This window comes from Streptomyces sp. NBC_00576 (genome assembly GCF_036345175.1).
Taxonomy (GTDB): Bacteria; Actinomycetota; Actinomycetes; order Streptomycetales; family Streptomycetaceae; genus Streptomyces.
Map to the genome: position 1 here is coordinate 162,107 of NZ_CP107780.1, position 17,660 is coordinate 179,766.

Here is a 17,660-nt window from a genome sequence, read left to right on the forward strand (position 1 = left end):
CACACCTGTCAGCGCACTGGCCACTGTCGAACGAGTCACCGGCGGACAAGCCGGCCAAGGATGCCGCCGAGGTCGAGGGACGGGCCGACGCACTCCTGCGGCAGGTCCGCATTCACATTGAATCTGCAGAATCCGCGACTTGATGAGCACTGGCACCTGCGGAAACTGTTGACTACGCCGACCGGCCGACGGTGCAGAAGCCGTGAACCATCGGCCTGCCCCATCTGTGACAACGACGCGAACAGCGGGCGGCGCGAAGCCGGCCGGATCCGGTGAGGGCATGCGCACGTCAGCCTACCCCTGAAGACCTGAGCGCCCAGGTGACGGACTGCCCGTCACCCCACGCCTCGCCCTCGACACCTTGGGGGACTTCACTGACCGGAAGGCGTCCAGCTCGATCGCCTCCAGCGGCAGCATCAGCGGCTCCTCCGAGTCCGCACCGCCCAGGACTGCTGTCTGAATCTGGCGCCAGTCCGCATAAACCGCCCACCCGTCGCTCCAACTCATCGTGCCACCCCGGTCATTGGCCTCACAGGCGATCGAGCTCACGCCGTCGTACCGCAGCGGGGCAGATCGCCGCGCGGCACGCTCCGCCCGGGCCCGCCCAGGGCAGGAGAGCTCGGGAGGCCCCCGCCGACCAGTTCGCGCAGGGTCAGGCCGTCGCGATGAGGGCTTCCAGCAGGCTCACGCTCGTCCGCAGACCTTGTGATCACTTGACGCACTTGCCCCTAGTGCATAGGACCTCGGTCGGCGATTCTGTGCGCATGCTGCTGCCGCCAGTCCATGAGAAAGCCGAGCTGATCGAGGTCGTGCGCATCACGGATCCGATGAGGCACCTCAGCTCGGATGACTTGATCGGCGACGAGGTCGCTATCTGGGAGCCACCTCAAGTCGAGCGGGTCGTGGCGCTGGTCAAGGAGCTGCCAGGCAGTGAACTGCGTCGCTGTTTCATCCCGGGATGGGGCATCCGAGTTCACAGTGCTACTGGGCATCTCTTCCAGATGGCCTTTTGCTTCCGTTGTCATGGCGTCCGCCTGTGGGGGCCTGGCGTTCCCGCTGGCCAGGAGGGAATCCGGAGCTTTGACCCGGACAGTCCTCCTGGCCATGAGCTGCTTGAACAGTTCCGGGACGCCAAGCCGGCTTGATCAGAGGGCTGGGCCGTGGGGTGGAGGTGCGGTTCTTCACCGACACCAAAGCCTGGGAGTGGGCCACCGCCGGCCTGACCACCCCGACCAAGCGCACAGCCGCCCCGCTCAGCCAGGCCGGGTACCGCTGCAGAAGCCGACCGTCCCCGCCGCGCAAATTACTGCCCACCCGCCACTTTCTCACCAACGCCTGGGGCAGCACGCAATCCGACCAGCCCAAGCCGACCACGGCCTCCGGCAGTCCTGTCACCGCCAGTCGCCAAGGCGCGTGAGAGGAAGGCCGTAGAGACGGATCTCTAGGCCGCCTGTCCCGCCCAGCAGGGCGAAACCGGGTACTCCACAGTTTCATCAGATGGTGTGGATCACCCGCCATTTGGCCGTCTCGCCGATCTTCCCCGCCGATGCTCGAAGGGCGCCCGTCGCCATCCGGAAACGTTGTCCGTGACCTTGGCATGCCGGTCGCACGCACAATCCGAACAACAGAGACGAGTCATCGTGCATTTGACTCCGCATGAGCAGGAACGCTTGCTGATCCACATGGCGGCCGACGTAGCAGGAAAGCGTCGCGACCGGGGGCTGCGTTTGAACTACCCCGAGGCGATGGCCCTGCTGACCGTTCACGTCTTCGAGGCGGCGCGCGACGGCAAGACGGTCAGCGACATCATGGACTCGGGCCGACGGGTGCTCACACGTGACGACATGATGGACGGCGTCCCGGAGATGATCAAGAACGTCCAGGTGGAGGCGACCTTCCCGGACGGCACCAAGCTGGTCACGATCCATGACCCCATCCCGGAGGCCACGGAGGAACCCGAGGTCTACCCGGGCAAGATCGAGCACCCCCAGCCGCCCCGCAAGCCAGGCTCCCCGGTCGACTGCGACGACAGCGGCAACTCGTCCGTCAGCTGCGACGAGGACGACGACACAGTCTCCCGGTACGACGCGATCTGCTTCAACGTGCACCTCGACGGGGACACGCAGGGCGTCAACCTGCAGACGGACGCCACCACCTTGCCGGGGCAGGGCAGGACGAAGATCAAGGTGAAGAACGAGTCGGACCGTCCTATTCAGGTCGGCTCCCACTATCACTTCGCCGAGGTCAACCCGGGGCTGAAGGTCGTCAGTGTCGAGGTCCCCGCCGGGCAGACAGTCCCCCAAGACCGCAGCCTCTGGAACTGCGACGCGGCGAGGGGCCGGCGGCTCAACATCGCCGCGGGCACGTCCGTACGTTTCGAACCGGGCGACGAGTGCTGCGTGGAACTGGTGCAGATCCAGGGTGATGTCACGGCCGGCAGCAGCAACACCAGCGACCTCACCAAGATCCAGGGGCTGCGCGAAGGGATCATCCGATGAGTAATCCGCAGGGACAAGACCGTGGCCAGGCGCCGAAGCCTGGCAAGGGCCGGCCGAAGCCGAGCAATGAGCTGACGCGGGCGGATTACACCGCGTTGTACGGGCCGACCACGCGGGATAGGGTCCGGCTCGCCGACACCGACCTCACGTTGGAGATCGAGGCCGACTGGAGCGGCGGCCCTTCGTACAGCGGCAATGAGATGATCTTCGGTGGCGGCAAGGTGATCCGCGAGTCGATGGGGATGTCGCACCTCGCCAGGGACGGGCGGAACAGCAAAGGCGACGCCACGGCCCACAGGCCCGTGGACACCGTCATCACAGGCGCGCTGATCCTCGACTGGTGGGGCGTGGTCAAGGCCGACATCGGCATCCGTGACGGCAGGATCGCGGCCATCGGCAAGGCGTACAACCCCGAGACGATGGATCCGATTCCGAGCAACAGGTTCGAGATGCCGAACCGTACGACCGTCGGAAATGCGGTGCCGGTTCCGGTGACGCCGGAGAGTTTCGTGGTCGGGCCGAGCACCGAGGTCATCTCCGGCAACGGGCGGATCCTCACCGCCGGTGGCGTGGACACCCACGTTCACTTCATCTGCCCCGAGGAGATCCACGAGGCCCTGGCCTCGGGCGTGACCACCCTCATCGGCGGCGGGACGGGACCGGCCGAGGGCAGTACGGCCACCACCGTGACACCGGGCGCGTGGCACATCAGGCGGCTCTTCGAGGCGCTGGATGAGTTCCCCGTCAACATCGGCCTGCTCGGCAAGGGCAGCACGATGAACAAGCACGAACTCAACGCACAGGTGGACGCCGGTGCCTGCGGCTTCAAGGTCCACGAGGACTGGGGCGCCACGCCCGCAGTGATCGACCGGGCCCTGGACGTCTGCGAAGAGCGCGGCGTCCAGCTCGCGCTGCACGCCGACTCACTGAACGAGTCGGGGTTCCTGGAGAGCACGCGGGCAGCCTTCACCGGCGACGCCAGGGACGTAGATGGGAAGTTCACGGCGAAGAAGGCGCGCTCCATCCACATCTTTCATGTCGAGGGTGCTGGCGGCGGTCACGCGCCCGACATGATCGAGCTGGTCAAGGACCCGAACGTCCTGCCGGCCTCGACCAACCCGACGCGTCCGCTGACGATCAACACCGTCAAGGAGCACGTCGACATGATGATCGTGTGCCATCACCTCAACCCGGATATTCCGGCAGATATGGCCTTCGCCGACTCCCGGATCCGGCCGTCCACCATGGCCGCGGAGGACCTCCTCCACGACATGGGCGCCATCTCGATGATGTCCTCCGACGCCCAGGCGATGGGCCGCATCGGCGAAATGGTCATGCGTACCTGGCAGACCGCGCACGTCATGAAGTGCCGCTACGGGGCGCTGAAGGAGGACCTCGAGGCCGCGAAGGTCCGCACGATCACCGGCGACACGGACCACTCCTTCAACGACCAGCAGCTGCAGCCGAACGACAACTTCCGCGCGCGCCGGTACGTTGCCAAGTACACGATCAACCCGGCGATCACCCACGGCATCGCGAAATACGTCGGTTCCGTGGAGACCAGGAAGCTCGCCGACCTGGTGCTGTGGGAGCCGAAGTTCTTCGGCGTCAAACCGCACATGCTCCTCAAGGGCGGCCAGCTCGCCTACGCGCAGGTCGGCGACGCCAACGCGTCGATCACAACGCCGCAGCCCTACCTGCCGCGCCCGGTCTGGGGCTCCACCAGCCGCTCCCCGGGGAAGAACTCGGTGAACTTCGTGGCCGACGAGCAGGTGGCGCTCCGGCTGAACGGCGGGACCGACGCGAACAACACGTACGACGGTCTCGGCCTCGGCAAGAAGTTCGAAGCGATCGAGAGCACCCGGAGCGTCGAGAAGAAGCACATGAAGCTGAACGACACAGTGCCTGACAGCCTCGAAGTCGACCACAACAGCTTCGAGGTCACCATCGGCGGCGCGACCACGAGCGACGCCCGCACCGAACTCAACGGTGCCACCGTGCCGCGCTCCTACGTCACCGAAGTCCCTCTGGCACAGCGGTACTTCCTCTTCTGAACGGCCACCTGCCCGGCCGCCGGCCCCGCCGCTGCTGCCGGGCCCCGGGCGGACTTGATGTGCCCGCCCGGGCCGCCACATCACCATCCGACCTGCGAAAGGCAGCCGCTCACCCATGAGCCGCGCAGCCCTGCTCCTCCTGGCCGACGGCCGCTTCCCCGCCGGCGGGCACGCCCACTCCGGCGGCGTCGAGGCCGCCGTCGCCCACCAAGCCGTCCACGACACCCCCAGCCTGGAGGCATTCTGCCGCGGGCGTCTGCACACCACCGGCCTGACCACGGCAGGACTCGCCGCCGCAGCCGCCGGCGGATACGACCCGCTGCTGCTCGACGACGCCGCCGACGCACGCACCCCCGCCCCCGCACTGCGCGCCGTCGCCCGCAGGCTCGGCCGGCAGATGATGCGCGCGGCCCGCGCCACCTTCCCCTCCGACGCACTCGAACACCTGGCCGCTGCACGTCCCCAGGGCGCCCACCAACCCGTCGTCCTGGGCCTCGCCGCCCGCGCCGCCGGGCTCACCCCGCTGGACGCCGCCTACGCCACCGCTTATGAGAACGTCGGCGGCCCGGCCACCGCGGCGGTGCGCCTGCTGAGCCTCGACCCGCTCGACGCCTCCGGGCTACTGGCCCGCCTCGGCCCCGAGACCGACGACGTCGCTCAAGCCGCGGCCGACGCCGCAGCCCGCGCCATGACCGAGGGCCTCGACGCACTGCCGTCGGCCTCCTCACCCCTGCTGGAAATCACCGCAGAGCAGCACGCCGCCTGGACCGCCCGTCTCTTCGCCTCCTGACGACCAACAACCACACTTGAGTCTTTCGACGGAGTTGCCATGCACCTCGACCACTCTCTGCCTCACGAGCACACCCCCAGCGTCTCGGTGGCCCGACCCGACGGCAGCCGCCGTGCCCTGCGCGTCGGCCTGGGCGGCCCCGTCGGCTCGGGCAAGACCGCGACCGTCGCCGCGCTGTGCCGCACCCTGCGCGACCGCTGGTGCATCGCCGTTGTCACCAACGACATCTACACCCGCGAGGACGCCGAGTACCTGCGGCGCGAAGCCGTCCTGCCGCCCGAGCGCATCACCGCCGTCGAGACCGGCGCCTGCCCCCACACCGCGATCCGCGACGACATCTCCGCGAACCTGGAAGCCGTCGAGCAACTGGAAGCAACTCTCGACCCTCTCGACCTCGTACTCATCGAGTCGGGCGGCGACAATCTGACCGCCACCTTCTCCAAGGGCCTCGCCGATGTGCAGATCTTCATCATCGACGTAGCCAGCGGCGACGACATCCCTCGCAAGGGCGGCCCCGGCATCACCACCGCCGATCTCCTCATCATCAACAAGACCGACCTCGCCCCGCACGTCGGCGCCGACCTTGACACCATGGCCGGCGACGCGAAACGACAGCGCGGCGACCTCCCCGTCATCTTCACCAGCCTCACCTGTGACAACGGCATCCGCGAAGTCGCCGACTGGGTCACCGGCCACCTCACCCGGTGGCGCACCGGGGCAACCGTATGAGCCCCTCCCCCCAGCGCATCCCCGCTCGAACCACGTCCGGCCCCGGCCTCCCCCCATCTGTCGCCCAGGAGCCCGCCGGACACCCCGACGGCGTACTTGCCACGGCCCGAATCCGCGCCGCGCACAACGGACGCGTCACCACCCTCCCGCAACTGCATAGCGACGGCCCCTTCCACCTGCGGCGCCTGCGCACTCACGGCAACGCCACCACAGTGGGCATCATCGGCGCGATGAGCGCCCCGCTCGGTGGCGACCGGCTCACCCTCGACATCACCGCCGCGGACCGGGCCGAGCTGGAGATCACCACGGCCGCCGCCACACTCGCCCTGCGCGGCCCCACCACCGACGCGGCAACCTACGACGTACGCCTCACCGTCGGAGAACACGCCCGTCTGCGCTGGCTCCCACAGCCCCTGATCAGCGCCGCCGGCAGCAACCTGCACCAGACATACACCGTCGAACTCGCCGCCACCTCACACCTGGTGCTGCGAGAAGAACAGCTCCTGGGCCGGGCCGACGAGGAACCAGGCCACCTCGTCACCCGGATCCTCGTCCACCGCGCCGGACGCCCACTATTCGACCAGCACACGGCCTACGGGGCTCCAGAACCTGGCTGGGACGGCCCGGCCGTCCTGAACGGACACCGCGCCGTCGGCCAACTCCTCATCGTGGATCCACGCCTCGACGTCCGACGAGATGCCGTCCTGCTCGGCGAAGGCGCCGAGGACGGGTGCGCTGTCCTCGCACCATTGGCAGGCGGCCCGGCACTGCTCACCACCGCCGTCGCACCCACCGCTTCAAGAATGCGACAACTGCTCGACGAAGCGCACGCACACGCTCTCGCCCCCTAGAGCCCGGCGGCCCACCGCGCCGACGGCCCAGAGAGGAGGCTCACTGACGTGTGTCCGTGCAACACCAGGTGCCCCACGCCACGACGGCGTACATGCTGCCTCGCTCCCCAAAATCATCCGTTCGACGTAACTTGTCAGGAATCGGCGACGATGCTCGGCCAGCATCGGAATGATGCCCGAAGGGTTCTTTCCTGTGCCACCGATCTGGAGGTGTTCGTGACGAGCCGAGGCTTGATCATCGTGGATGTGCAGAAAGACTTCTGTGAGGGAGGCAGCGTTCCCGTCGCAGGAGGTGCGCGGATCGCCTCGACCATCGCGGACCTGGTGGAGCGCAGTGCGGGGCGTAACTATGAATACGTCGTGGCTACCCGCGATCATCACATCGATCCGGGCAGCCACTTCTCCGAACACCCGGACTTCAAGGACAGCTTCCCCGTCCACTGCGTAGTCGGAGGCGAAGGCGGCGAGTTCCACCCCAACTTCGCCCCCGCCGTCACCAGCGGCAAGGTCGACGCCGTCTTCTTCAAAGGCGCGCACAGCGCCTCCAAGAGCGGCTTCGAAGGCGCCGACGAACAGGGCACCTCTCTGGCCGACTGGCTGCGTGAGCGCGGAGTGGAGGACGTCGACGTGGTAGGTATCGCCACCGACCACTGCGTACGCGCGACCGCGCTGGACGCGGTGAAGGCCAGCTTCCGGGCACGCGTACGCCTGGACTACTCCGTCGGTGTCGCCCAGGACACCACGGCAGCCACCCTTGAAGACTTCCGCCAGGCCGGAGTCACCGTCTCCGGACGTGTCCCCGCATAAGCTGCTGACCACGGTCTCGAGCTGAGGAACGGGTCCGCCGACATCCTCGCCCGCGTCCAGTCCTCCTGGGCCAGGACTACGTCCGCGAGTTTCAACCCGGCCCTCGCCCCCTGGCGGCGCGAACCGGCCGTCCGCGAGTTCATCCACCGCTTGTGTGCACCTGTCGAGTTGAGAGCGGGCGGGCAGCCAGCAGGTGGCTTCGCTCAACTGGTCAGGGGCGGATGAGGTTGTCCGGCGTCGGCGCCCGGGCATCGTCCGCCCACTCCTCGGGGCCACTGTCACCCGCAACGTCCAGGGCATCAGCGGTGGCCTGGACGCGGTCACCAGCGCCACCGGTGACACAGTCCTCCAGCTGACCGACATCCACGGTGACGTGACGGTCCAACTGCCGCTGGACACCATCCACGCGCCGACCGCGCTTGCCTACGACGAGTACTGAAGAACGCAAACAACGTGTGGATCCCGGCTTCGGATGTGCTGGCCGCCAGGTCATGGTTGTGGTTCGCACTCTCCAACGACAGCTCAACGGCCACGGCATCAAGGCCAAACCATCCCGTGTCACCGCGTGCCTGGACCTTGCCCAGGACCTGCCACCTGCCGTCCTGGCCTCCATCTCAGAAGAACGGTCTCGCAAAACTCGGCGGTTGTGAGAGGGGTTTTGCGAGAACTGACCTGGTCAAGTGTTCCCGACGCTGGCCGGGAGCTCTCACAACCGGTCATTCACGAGGGTCCATGGTTTTCTGAATTCAGGTTTGCCTGTACTATCTGGCGAGTGCTGACTCTCGCCCGTGACATCGAGGTGCTGGCCCGGTTCGGCCGCGCGCTCGCCGACCCGATCCGCTGCCGCGTCCTGCTCGCCCTGCGCGACGCCCACGCCTACCCCGCCGATCTCGCCGACGACCTCGGCGTCTCCCGGACCCGGTTGTCGAACCACCTGGCGTGCCTGCGCGACTGCGGCCTGGTCGTCGCCGTGCCCGACGGCCGACGCACCCGCTACGAGCTGGCCGACGAACGTCTCGGCCACGCGTTGGACGACTTGCGCACCGCCGTGGTCGCCGTCGAGGCGGACAAAACCTGCCCGGACACGGAGACGAAGGGCTGCTGCTGAGATGACCGCGATATCCCTCGGGCCCACCCCGGCCCGCCGCGACGCGCTCGCCAAGCGCATACGGCTGCTGGTCGCCGCGACCATCACCTACAACGTCATCGAGGCCGTCGTCGCCATCACCGCGGGGACGATCGCCTCCTCCACGGCGCTCATCGGCTTCGGCCTCGACTCCGTCATCGAGGTCTCCTCCGCCGTAGCCGTCGCCTGGCAGTTCTCCGCCCGCGACCACGCCGTACGGGATGCCCGGGAGAAAATCACCCTGCGGATCATCGCCGTCTCCTTCTTCGCCCTCGCCGCATACGTTGGCATCGACGCCGTCCGCGCTCTGGCCGGCACGGGCGAGGCCGACCGCTCGTTCCCCGGCATCGTCACCGCCGCCCTCTCGCTGGCGATCATGCCGTTCCTGTCCGCCGCCCAGCGCCAGGCCGGGCGTGAACTCGGCTCCGCCAGCGCGGTCGCGGACTCCAAGCAGACCCTGCTGTGCACCTACCTCTCCGCCGTGCTCCTGGTCGGCCTGCTCCTCAACGCGACGCTGGGCTGGTCGTGGGCCGACCCGATCGCCGCTCTGGTGATCGCCGTGATCGCCGTGAAGGAGGGCCGCGACGCCTGGCAGGGCAAGGGCTGCTGCGCACCCGCCGCCCAATCGGCATCCAACACCGTGGCCCAGTCCCCGGACGGAGGCGTTTGCGGCTGTAGTCCCGGCTGCTCCTGCTGTTCATGAACACCTCGTTTCAGACCCGCCCCGCCGCCGCCGCGCCCGCTGATACTGGCGGGGCGATCGGGGAGCGGAGGCGGCGGTGGAGTGGACGATCTGGGCAGGCTTCGCGGCCGGCCTGCTGATCTCGACGGTGACCGCGCCGGTGGGTGTGTCCGGGGCGGTCTTCCTCCTCCCGGTCCAGCTCAGTGTTCTGGGCGTGCCCAGCCCCGCCGTCACCCCGACGAACCTGCTGTTCAACGTCGTCGCGGGGCCTGGAGCCCTGTGGCGCTACCGCCGCGACGGCGCTTTGCGCGGCTCCCTGGCCCGGCGCCTGGTCGCCTGGACCCTGCCCGGCGTTATCACCGGCGCCGCCGTCCGCGTCTTCGCCCTCCCCGGCCCCGGCATCTTCCGCATCCTGGTCGCCGCTCTCCTCCTGCCGCTCGGAGGCTGGCTGTGCTGGCGCACCCTGCGCCCGGCCCGCCACCGCCCGCGCCCCGATGCGGCCGAGCCGTCGGCAACCACGCTGGCCGTCCTCGCCCTGACCGTCGGCGTCATCGGCGGGATCTACGGGATCGGCGGCGGCTCCCTGCTCGGGCCAGTCCTCGCCGCGCGCGGCATGCCCCTGGCCCGCCTCGCGCCGGCCACACTCGCCGCGACCTTCACCACCTCGATCGCCGGAGCCGCCGCCTACGCCGTGCTGGCGACGGCAAGCTCGGGGCCCGTCGCCCCCGAGTGGCAGCTGGGGCTGGCCTGCGGCCTCGGTGGACTGATGGGCGGCTATCTCGGAGCCCGCCTCCAACCCCGCCTGCCCGAGACCGCGCTCCGCCTCCTGCTCGGCACCCTCGCCGCCGCCCTCGGGGCGCTGTACGCCGGACAGACCCTCATGTGAGGGACAGACCCTCATGTGAGGCGCACAATTGGCCGACCGTGCCTCTCATCAGTCAGAAATTCCACCGGCACGCGGCGGACGGTAGCCAGCCCCGGCCAGCGATCGAGGATCTTCCCGCAAAGACAACAGCTACTAAGCGGGCCCTGACCGGGCCAGCCATGAGTCCGGGCAGCCGACCAAGACTCTTTCGTCAGGCCTCGCCGCGCAGGGTCTGCGGGGTCTTGTCGCACGCCCTGGCGATGTGTTCCCGGAAGGCGGAGATCCTCGGGTTGGTCGCAGCCTGCCGCAGAGCCCTGAGAGCCCGTGGCCAGCCGGCGCAGGCCGGCGGAGCCGGTGCAGGCCGGCGGAGCCGGTGCAGGCCGGCGGAGCCGGTGCGGTGCATGGAGCTGCTGAGGTAGATCAGTCGGCCCGGCTTGTCCATCAGGGCAGTGAGCAGGTAGGGCGCGACCACGTTGACCGTGGCCTGGTGCGGCTGGTTCATGGCGCCGGCGTTGTGGACGACCGTGTCGAACCGTCCGTACGTGCCGGCCTGCCGGGCGACTCTTGGTGATGTCACCGAAATCGGCGAGGTCACCGGTGACGACGCTTCCACCGGGTGGCGTCACCGGCATCGGCCAGGCGGGCTGGGTTGCGGACGACCACCTCGTGTCCGTCGTCGGCCAGCGCGTTCGCCGTACCGCGTCCGAGCCCGCTGGAGGCTCCGGTCACCAGAATCAGTGCCATGGTCGTGCTCTCTCCTGCAGGTGGGGAATGGCTTCAGCGGCGGGTGACAGCTGTTCTGCATTCGCTGGTCCGTGACGTTCCTTGTTTCTGAGGCCGACCGAGGGCCGGGCCCCTGACAGCACCTCACCCCGCCGCACAGCGGCGGGCGAGGCGGTGATCTTTGCTTCGCCTTGGCGTCACGCATACCCGCCGCATAACCCCTCTCAATAGTGTCGATCGGCATGTGCACAACGAGATGCACGACGGAGTACGGGGGCTGATCCTGTGTCGGATCTGAAGAAGGAAGCCACGTCGATGCACAAGGCCGCGTCGGGGCTGCGGACAGTCGGGCAGCACACGGCCAAGCCTCTGCAGGACTTCACTGCGGCCTCGTACGACCTGGGCGCGTTGGGGGCGCTGGGGTCGTTGCTGGGTGCGAAGGGCGAGATCGAGAAGGGCATGACCACTCTGTCCAAGCTGACCAGGCAGCTGGAGGAGGAGTGGGAGGCGCAGGCGAAGTTGATCGGTGACGTGTCCGACGCCTTCGATCTGCTGGATCTGCTGCTGGCGGCGCAGGCCCGGGCGAAGAAGAGCTGAGCGGCCGGCTCATGGTGGACCTGAACCCGCTGCATTACATCAACAAGTTCAACCACATGTTCGGCGACTCGGTCGCCAGTGGTCTGGAGTTCCTGGGGATCTCGGATCCGGCGGTGGATCCAGACGGGATACGGGAGATCGCGAAGAAGTGGCGGCAGCTCGCGACCGGTCTGGAGGACGCGTCGGCTGCCGCTGACGGCGCGTTGGCAGACGTGGTGTGGGAGGGGAAGGCGGCCAAAGCCTTCCACAAGCGGTCCAAGGCGGCCGGCAAGAGTGCGACGGAGATGGCGCACTCGCTGCGGGAGGGCGCGAAGGCGCTGGACGACTTCGCGGACAAGGCGCATGAGTTGCTGTCCGAGATCGGTGTGATCCTCGCGGAGATCGTCGAGTTCGAGATCGCCGGCCTGGCCCTGTCCATCCTGACCGCCGGTGCCTCGGAGGTCGCGTCGACGCTGATCGCGGGCGAGCGGGCGCTGAAGGTGATCGCGCTGATCGGCCGGATCGAGGAGGAGGGCACGGCCCTCGGATCCGTCGTGCGCGGGGTGCTGGAGGTGATCCGGAACGTCGAGCGGGCCCTGAAGGCGCTCAAGGAGATCCGGGGCGTGGCGGCCGTCGGGAAGATGGCGATGGACGGGGCGAAGTTCTCCGCGTTCGAGACGCTGCTCAAGGACCCGGCGGCGTTCACGGACCCGGAGAAGCTGGCGGGGATCTTGACCGAGGGCGCGCTCGTCGGCATCGGGTTCGGTGTCCTCGGCAAGACCCTCGGGAAGGGTCTGAAGGCGCTCAAGCCCAGCGAACTCGCCAAGCTGGCAAAGGCGTTGAAGCTCGGTGGAAACGACTTGTCACGGCTGAAACTGCGGCCCGGTGAAGCCGAGGAGCTCGAAGCCGCGATCCAGGCGGCGGAGAAGGAGTGCAAGCTCGACCCGATCGACGTGGCCACCGGCGACATGCTGCTGCCACAGACCGACGTCGAACTGCCCGGCGTCCTGCCGCTGTTGCTGCGGCGCACCCACATCTCCTCCTACCGGTGCGGTGGCTGGTTCGGGCCGTCCTGGGCCTCCACGCTCGACCAGCGTCTGCAGGCGGACGACGACTCCATCACGTACGCGGCACCGGACGGCTCCCGGCTCGTCTATCCGCTCCTGGCCTCCGACACCGACGAGCCCGTCTATCCGAAGGCCGGTCCCCGGATGCCGCTGTCCTGGGACACCGAGGTCGACGGCGCCCTGCGCCTGCTCGACCCCGGCACTGGTGTCTCCTACGTCTTCCACACTCCGGGGCCCGCCGACGACGGCAACGCGGTAGAGCTGCCGCTCCAGTTCGTCGTCGACCGCAACGGACACCGCATCACGGTCCAGTACGCCGCCAACGGCACGCCCGTGGGCATCACGCACTCCGGCGGCTACCGCATCGCGATCGACCGGCACCGCGAACTGCCCCGCGTCGCGGGCCTGCGTCTGCTGGACCCGGACGGCGCGGACAGGCACGGAACCACCCTGCTGACGTACGGCTACGACACGGACGGCCACCTCACCGAGGTCACCAACTCCTCCGGTCTGCCTCTACGGTTCACCTACGACGCCGAGGGGCGGATCACCTCCTGGACCGACCGCAACAACACGTCGTACACCTACACCTACGACGTACGCGGCCGTGTCGTCCGTGCCGAGGGCAGCGGCGGTTATCTGTCCGGCACGCTCGCCTACGAGGACGCCACCCGCTCCACGACCACCACCGACGCGCTGGGCAACGTCACCCGGTACGAGCACGACGAGGCGTTGCGCCTCATCCGCACCATCGACCCGCTCGGGCACGTCACCCGCCAGGAGTGGGACGGACAGCACCGGCTGGTGGCCGTCACCGATCCCCTGGGGCAGACAACCCGCCCGCTCTACGACGAGGTCGGACGCCTGTGCGGCGTCGTCCGCCCCGATGGCGGCGAGATCCGCACGGAGTACGACGACCTCGGTCTGCCCACGGCCGTGACGGAACCCGATGGCGCCGTCTGGCGCTACGAACACGACGAACGCGGCAACCGCACCGCCGTCATCGACCCCGCCGACGAGGCGACCCGCTATGCCGTCGGGCGCAACGGCGCGATCAAGGGTGTCACCAACCCGCTCGGTGAACGCGTGGAGATCGCTTCCAACGCGGCCGGGCTCCCGCTGGCCGTCTCCGCCGGCTCCCGGACGCTGAAGCGCTACGAGTACGACGCCTTCGGACGGCCGGTGCTGGTCACGGGGCCCGGAGGAGCGACGACCCGGCTGATGTGGTCCGTCGAGGGCCGGCTCATCTCCCGTACAGGCCCTGACGGCTCGGCGGAGAAATGGGTGTACGACGGCGAAGGGAACTGCACGCGCCACACCGATCCGCTCGGGGCGACCGTGCACTGGGAGTACGACGTCTTCGACCTGCTGACGGCCCGCGTGGACCCCGACGGGACGCGTCACACGTTCTCCTACGACAGCGCACGACGCCTGACGACGGTCACCGACCCGCAGGGGCTCACGTGGACCTACCGGTACGACCCTGTCGGCCGGCTCGTCGGGGAGACCGACTTCAACGGTCACACCATGACGTACGAGTACAACGCGGGAGGGCTGCTCGTACGGCGGACCAATTCCGCCGGTCAGATCGTCGCCTACGACTACGACTGTGCAGGTCAGCTCGTCGAGAAGGCCGTCGACGGCCTTCTCACCCGCTTCGAGAACGACCCGACCGGCCGCCTGCTCCGCGCCGCCGGCCCCGACTCGACACTGGAATACCAGTACGACTCGGTGGGACGCGTCGTGGCCGAGACCGTCGACGGCCGTGTCCTCGCCACCTCAAGCGACGCCGCCGGACGCCGCACCCGGCGCACCACCCCCTCCGGCGTCACGACGACGTACTCCTACCGCCCCGGCGGAAACTACGAGGCCCTCACCATGTCGGGCCGCACGCTCTCCTTCACCCACGACGCGGCGGGTCGTGAGATCCAGCGCACCCTGGGCGACCGGTTCACGCTCGCCTTCGCCTGGAACGAACAGGGCCGCTTCACCGGTCAGACCCTCACCCTCCCCGGCGCGGACCAGGCGCGGATCCACCGGACGTACGCCTACCGTGGCGACGGACACCTGACCTCCATCACCGACGAGCACACCGGCAGCCGCACCTTCACTCTCGACCGGGCCGGCCGCGTCACCGCCGTTCGCGCGGCGGACTGGGCGGAGTCCTACGCCTACGACGAAGCGGGCAACCAGACCCACGCCTCGTGGCCGGACGATCATCCCGGCACCGAGGCCCACGGCCCGCGAAGCTACACGGGCACCCGCCTGACCAGCACCGGCGGCACCCGCTACGAGTACGACGCGGCGGGCCGCACGATTCTGCGGCAGAGGACGCGTCTGTCACGCAAACCCGACACCTGGCGCTACACCTGGGACGCGGAGGACCGCCTCACCTCGGTCACCACACCCGACGGCACCGTCTGGAACTACGTCTACGACCCGCTCGGCCGCCGCATCGCCAAGCAGCGCCTCGCCGCAGACGGCACCGTGGCGGAGGAGACCCGTTTCGCCTGGGACGGCAGCACCCTCACCGAGCAGACCACCCGCGTCACCGGGGCGGCGGAACTCGTCACGCTGACGTGGGACCACGACGGGCTGGCGCCGCTCGCGCAGACGGAGACCAGATCGTCGGCCTCGGCCCCGCAAGAGGTCATCGACCAGCGTTTCTTCGCCATCGTCACGGACCAGATCGGCACTCCCACCGAACTCGTCGACGAGGACGGCAACGTCGCGTGGCGGACCCGATCCACTCTGTGGGGCACGACGACATGGAATCGGGACGCCACCGCGTACACCCCGCTGCGCTTCCCAGGCCAGTACTTCGACCCCGAAACCGGTCTGCACCACAACTACTTCCGCCACTACGACCCGGAAACCGCCCGCTACCTCACCCTGGACCCGCTCGGCCTCGACCCGGCGCCGAACCCCGTCGCCTACGTCGACAACCCGCACACCCTGTGCGACCCCCTGGGGCTCACGCCCTGCGACGAGGCCGATGTCACCTGGGGCGGTCGCGTCCGCTACGGTGCTCCCGGACCCGGCGGCCGTGCCACCGGCATGGACGCCACCATCGAGGCGGACATGACGGGAGGGAAGACCAACCCCCAGGTCAACGTGCCGGGTTACCAGAAGTACATGAAGCTCAACAAGACGCACCTGCTCGGCGCCCAGATAGGCGGCTCGAACAAGGACGTACGCAATTTCGTCACCATGCACCGATTCGCCAACTCGCCGGTCATGCGGAAGGTCGAGGACCAGATCAGGGCCGCGGTCGACCGGGGCGAGACCATCGAGTACTCCGTCACCCCCGTCTACCGGTCCGAGGATCCGAGCGACGTCGTACCACTGGGCCTCACCCTGAACGCCCGGGGCAGCAACGGCTTCTCCTTCACCCCCTACGAAGGCGGCAGCGCGACGAACTCCGTCACTATCCTGAACGTTCCCAAGCACTAGCAACCTCTTGGTACCCGCAGTCACCGCAGTCACCGCTGCAGAAGGGATCCGGCCGCCATGCACCCCGCGGTAGAACGCCTGACCGAGATCATCCCGCCTGGAACCCCGCGCCGCTCACGCGACTGGGCGGCTGCCGAGCAGCGGCTCGGCACACCTCTGCCGGAGGACTACAAGGAACTCGTCGAGCTCTACGGAGGCGGCGTCTTCGACGAGACCGTCTGGCTGTTGGACCCGGGATGCCCCGACGACGACTACAACCTCCTCGACCAGGCCACGGCACGTGCCGAGATCCTCGCCGAGCTGTGGCAGACCGAAGCCAGGCCGACGGAGCTTCAGGACGATCCCGAAGCGCAGGTCCTGCCCTGGGCCTACATCGAGGAGAGCGGCGCGTATCTGTACTGGCTGTGGCGGCCGGCCCAGAAACCGGACGAGTGGACGATCCTGCTCAACGAAGGCCGGGGTCCCGAATGGGAACGCCACCCCGGTCAGTGCGCCTCCTTCCTGCTGTCCGTCCTGACAGGCGAGACCGACACCGAGTACTTCCCCGACCTCCCCTTCGAGAGCCACCAGTTCGACTCCAACGACGACATCCTCACGTGACCGCCCCGGTGGCGGGAACCGCGTGCTAGACGGTCACATGTGCGTAGACCAAGGGCGCGGCTCTCTCGCTCTCGTCGACGGTCAACAGGGCGTTGCCCGCCCTGTCGCCCTGCTCGGGGATGTCCACGTAGAGGCCGGCGAGGTGCCCCCGTTATGTTCTTCGCGGTCCTGACCGGCGGGTCCCCGGCGGCAGTTGAGTTTGGGGTGAAGAAAAAACCTCTCGCCGGGAGCCCTGACGGCCTTGCTTGCACCGCACGCCTGCCGCTGTCGAGTGCGAGCCTGAACTGGCTCGCCAGTCTGGTACGCGGCCACCTGAAGAAGATCGGCTCGCGGTGGCGGGCCCTGCCCGCGGGGGAGATCGCCACCATCGCGCTCGCGGCTGGCCGCTCGCGCCCCGCGCCTGGACCGCGCCCTGAAGAAGATCACCCGAACGGGTATTCGTCACTGCGCCGATGCCCTTGAACTCTCAATAATTGGGAGCGGGTGCCAAGTGGAACCGGCGATTTCCGAGGAAGGAAGTTCCATGACCCGTTCTCTCTCACGCAGGCAGCTTCTCGGCGCCGGCACAGTGCTCGGGGCGACAGCCCTGGGTCGGCGGTACGGCACCGGCCTCCCGGCCTCCCCGCGCGCTGTTGAGCGGGCGCGCGGGGCACCGCGATCGACGTGATCAGGGACGGCCGCTTCGACCTGCCCACCACGGCCGCCGCCTACAAGGGCCGCCTGTACCTTCCCAACTCGCGTTTCACCACCCCGGACCGGGATGAGAACACGCCCTACAACGCGGTGTCCGTGCCGCTGTTGTGACGTACGGCCGCTTGCGTGACCTATGGCCATGCGTG

General features: G+C 68.6%; 18 protein-coding genes and 2 pseudogenes. 18 read left to right on the forward strand and 2 right to left on the reverse strand.

Annotation, left to right across the window (positions count from 1 at the left end; all coding sequences use genetic code 11):
• The first annotated feature begins 764 nt into the window (after positions 1 to 764).
• The 13 genes and pseudogenes from OG734_RS00540 (at position 765) to OG734_RS00600 (ending at position 10,423) form a co-directional block, all read left to right on the forward strand.
• Positions 765 to 1,145: a hypothetical protein gene (locus tag OG734_RS00540; RefSeq protein ID WP_330285471.1), complete on the forward strand. Its 381-nt coding sequence runs from the start codon at positions 765 to 767 to the stop codon at positions 1,143 to 1,145.
• Positions 1,142 to 1,417, forward strand: a complete 276-nt coding sequence (locus tag OG734_RS00545; protein ID WP_330285472.1) for a hypothetical protein — start codon at positions 1,142 to 1,144, stop codon at positions 1,415 to 1,417. Before OG734_RS00540 ends, OG734_RS00545 begins: the two co-directional genes overlap by 4 nt.
• A 223-nt stretch (positions 1,418 to 1,640) precedes the next feature.
• Positions 1,641 to 1,937: pseudogene (locus OG734_RS00550) on the forward strand (urease subunit gamma); the annotation flags it as partial.
• 165 nt (positions 1,938 to 2,102) lie between these two features.
• Positions 2,103 to 2,498: an urease subunit beta gene (locus OG734_RS00555; protein WP_330293518.1), complete on the forward strand. Its 396-nt coding sequence runs from the start codon at positions 2,103 to 2,105 to the stop codon at positions 2,496 to 2,498.
• The gene (locus tag OG734_RS00560) at positions 2,495 to 4,552 is read left to right on the forward strand and encodes an urease subunit alpha (RefSeq protein WP_330285473.1); all 2,058 of its coding nucleotides are present in this window, start codon (positions 2,495 to 2,497) and stop codon (positions 4,550 to 4,552) included. Before OG734_RS00555 ends, OG734_RS00560 begins: the two co-directional genes overlap by 4 nt.
• A gap of 115 nt (positions 4,553 to 4,667) precedes the next feature.
• Positions 4,668 to 5,342 (forward strand): urease accessory protein UreF, encoded by a 675-nt coding sequence (locus tag OG734_RS00565; protein WP_330285474.1) that lies wholly within the window; start codon positions 4,668 to 4,670, stop codon positions 5,340 to 5,342.
• A 39-nt stretch (positions 5,343 to 5,381) separates the two neighbouring features.
• Positions 5,382 to 6,071 carry an urease accessory protein UreG gene (ureG, locus tag OG734_RS00570; RefSeq protein WP_330285475.1) on the forward strand — a complete coding sequence of 230 codons (690 nt, stop codon included), beginning with the start codon at positions 5,382 to 5,384 and terminating at the stop codon, positions 6,069 to 6,071.
• The gene (locus tag OG734_RS00575) at positions 6,068 to 6,922 is read left to right on the forward strand and encodes an urease accessory protein UreD (RefSeq protein WP_330285476.1); all 855 of its coding nucleotides are present in this window, start codon (positions 6,068 to 6,070) and stop codon (positions 6,920 to 6,922) included. Before ureG ends, OG734_RS00575 begins: the two co-directional genes overlap by 4 nt.
• Positions 6,923 to 7,132: 210 nt before the next feature.
• The gene (locus OG734_RS00580; protein ID WP_330285477.1) at positions 7,133 to 7,729 is read left to right on the forward strand and encodes an isochorismatase family protein; all 597 of its coding nucleotides are present in this window, start codon (positions 7,133 to 7,135) and stop codon (positions 7,727 to 7,729) included.
• A gap of 193 nt (positions 7,730 to 7,922) precedes the next feature.
• Positions 7,923 to 8,168: a hypothetical protein gene (locus OG734_RS00585; protein ID WP_330285478.1), complete on the forward strand. Its 246-nt coding sequence runs from the start codon at positions 7,923 to 7,925 to the stop codon at positions 8,166 to 8,168.
• Between the two features lie 333 nt (positions 8,169 to 8,501).
• The gene (locus OG734_RS00590; RefSeq protein WP_330285479.1) at positions 8,502 to 8,837 is read left to right on the forward strand and encodes an ArsR/SmtB family transcription factor; all 336 of its coding nucleotides are present in this window, start codon (positions 8,502 to 8,504) and stop codon (positions 8,835 to 8,837) included.
• A gap of 1 nt (position 8,838) precedes the next feature.
• Complete coding sequence (locus OG734_RS00595) at positions 8,839 to 9,558, forward strand: cation transporter (RefSeq protein ID WP_330285480.1); 720 nt, start codon at positions 8,839 to 8,841, stop codon at positions 9,556 to 9,558.
• A 76-nt stretch (positions 9,559 to 9,634) separates the two neighbouring features.
• On the forward strand, positions 9,635 to 10,423 hold the full coding sequence (locus OG734_RS00600; protein ID WP_330285481.1) for a sulfite exporter TauE/SafE family protein: 789 nt from the start codon (positions 9,635 to 9,637) through the stop codon (positions 10,421 to 10,423).
• Positions 10,424 to 10,613: 190 nt separating this feature from the next.
• Here OG734_RS00600 and OG734_RS00605 read toward each other — a convergent pair whose 3' ends face one another.
• Both OG734_RS00605 and OG734_RS00610 read right to left on the reverse strand, forming a co-directional pair.
• Complete coding sequence (locus tag OG734_RS00605; protein WP_330285482.1) at positions 10,614 to 10,979, reverse strand: hypothetical protein; 366 nt, start codon at positions 10,977 to 10,979, stop codon at positions 10,614 to 10,616.
• A gap of 14 nt (positions 10,980 to 10,993) precedes the next feature.
• Positions 10,994 to 11,146, reverse strand: a complete 153-nt coding sequence (locus OG734_RS00610; RefSeq protein WP_330285483.1) for an SDR family NAD(P)-dependent oxidoreductase — start codon at positions 11,144 to 11,146, stop codon at positions 10,994 to 10,996.
• A gap of 264 nt (positions 11,147 to 11,410) precedes the next feature.
• On the opposite strand from OG734_RS00610, the gene OG734_RS00615 reads away from it, so the two are divergent.
• The 5 genes and pseudogenes from OG734_RS00615 to OG734_RS00635 all read left to right on the forward strand — a co-directional run bounded on the left by OG734_RS00615 (position 11,411) and on the right by OG734_RS00635 (position 17,625).
• Positions 11,411 to 11,722 carry a hypothetical protein gene (locus OG734_RS00615; protein ID WP_330285484.1) on the forward strand — a complete coding sequence of 104 codons (312 nt, stop codon included), beginning with the start codon at positions 11,411 to 11,413 and terminating at the stop codon, positions 11,720 to 11,722.
• A gap of 11 nt (positions 11,723 to 11,733) precedes the next feature.
• Positions 11,734 to 16,221 (forward strand): DUF6531 domain-containing protein, encoded by a 4,488-nt coding sequence (locus OG734_RS00620; protein ID WP_330285485.1) that lies wholly within the window; start codon positions 11,734 to 11,736, stop codon positions 16,219 to 16,221.
• A 57-nt stretch (positions 16,222 to 16,278) separates the two neighbouring features.
• Complete coding sequence (locus OG734_RS00625; RefSeq protein ID WP_330285486.1) at positions 16,279 to 16,821, forward strand: SMI1/KNR4 family protein; 543 nt, start codon at positions 16,279 to 16,281, stop codon at positions 16,819 to 16,821.
• Positions 16,822 to 17,025: 204 nt separating this feature from the next.
• Positions 17,026 to 17,257 (forward strand): annotated as a pseudogene (locus tag OG734_RS00630) (IS5/IS1182 family transposase); the annotation flags it as partial.
• 227 nt (positions 17,258 to 17,484) lie between these two features.
• Positions 17,485 to 17,625, forward strand: a complete 141-nt coding sequence (locus tag OG734_RS00635; protein WP_330285487.1) for a hypothetical protein — start codon at positions 17,485 to 17,487, stop codon at positions 17,623 to 17,625.
• Positions 17,626 to 17,660: the final 35 nt, after the last annotated feature.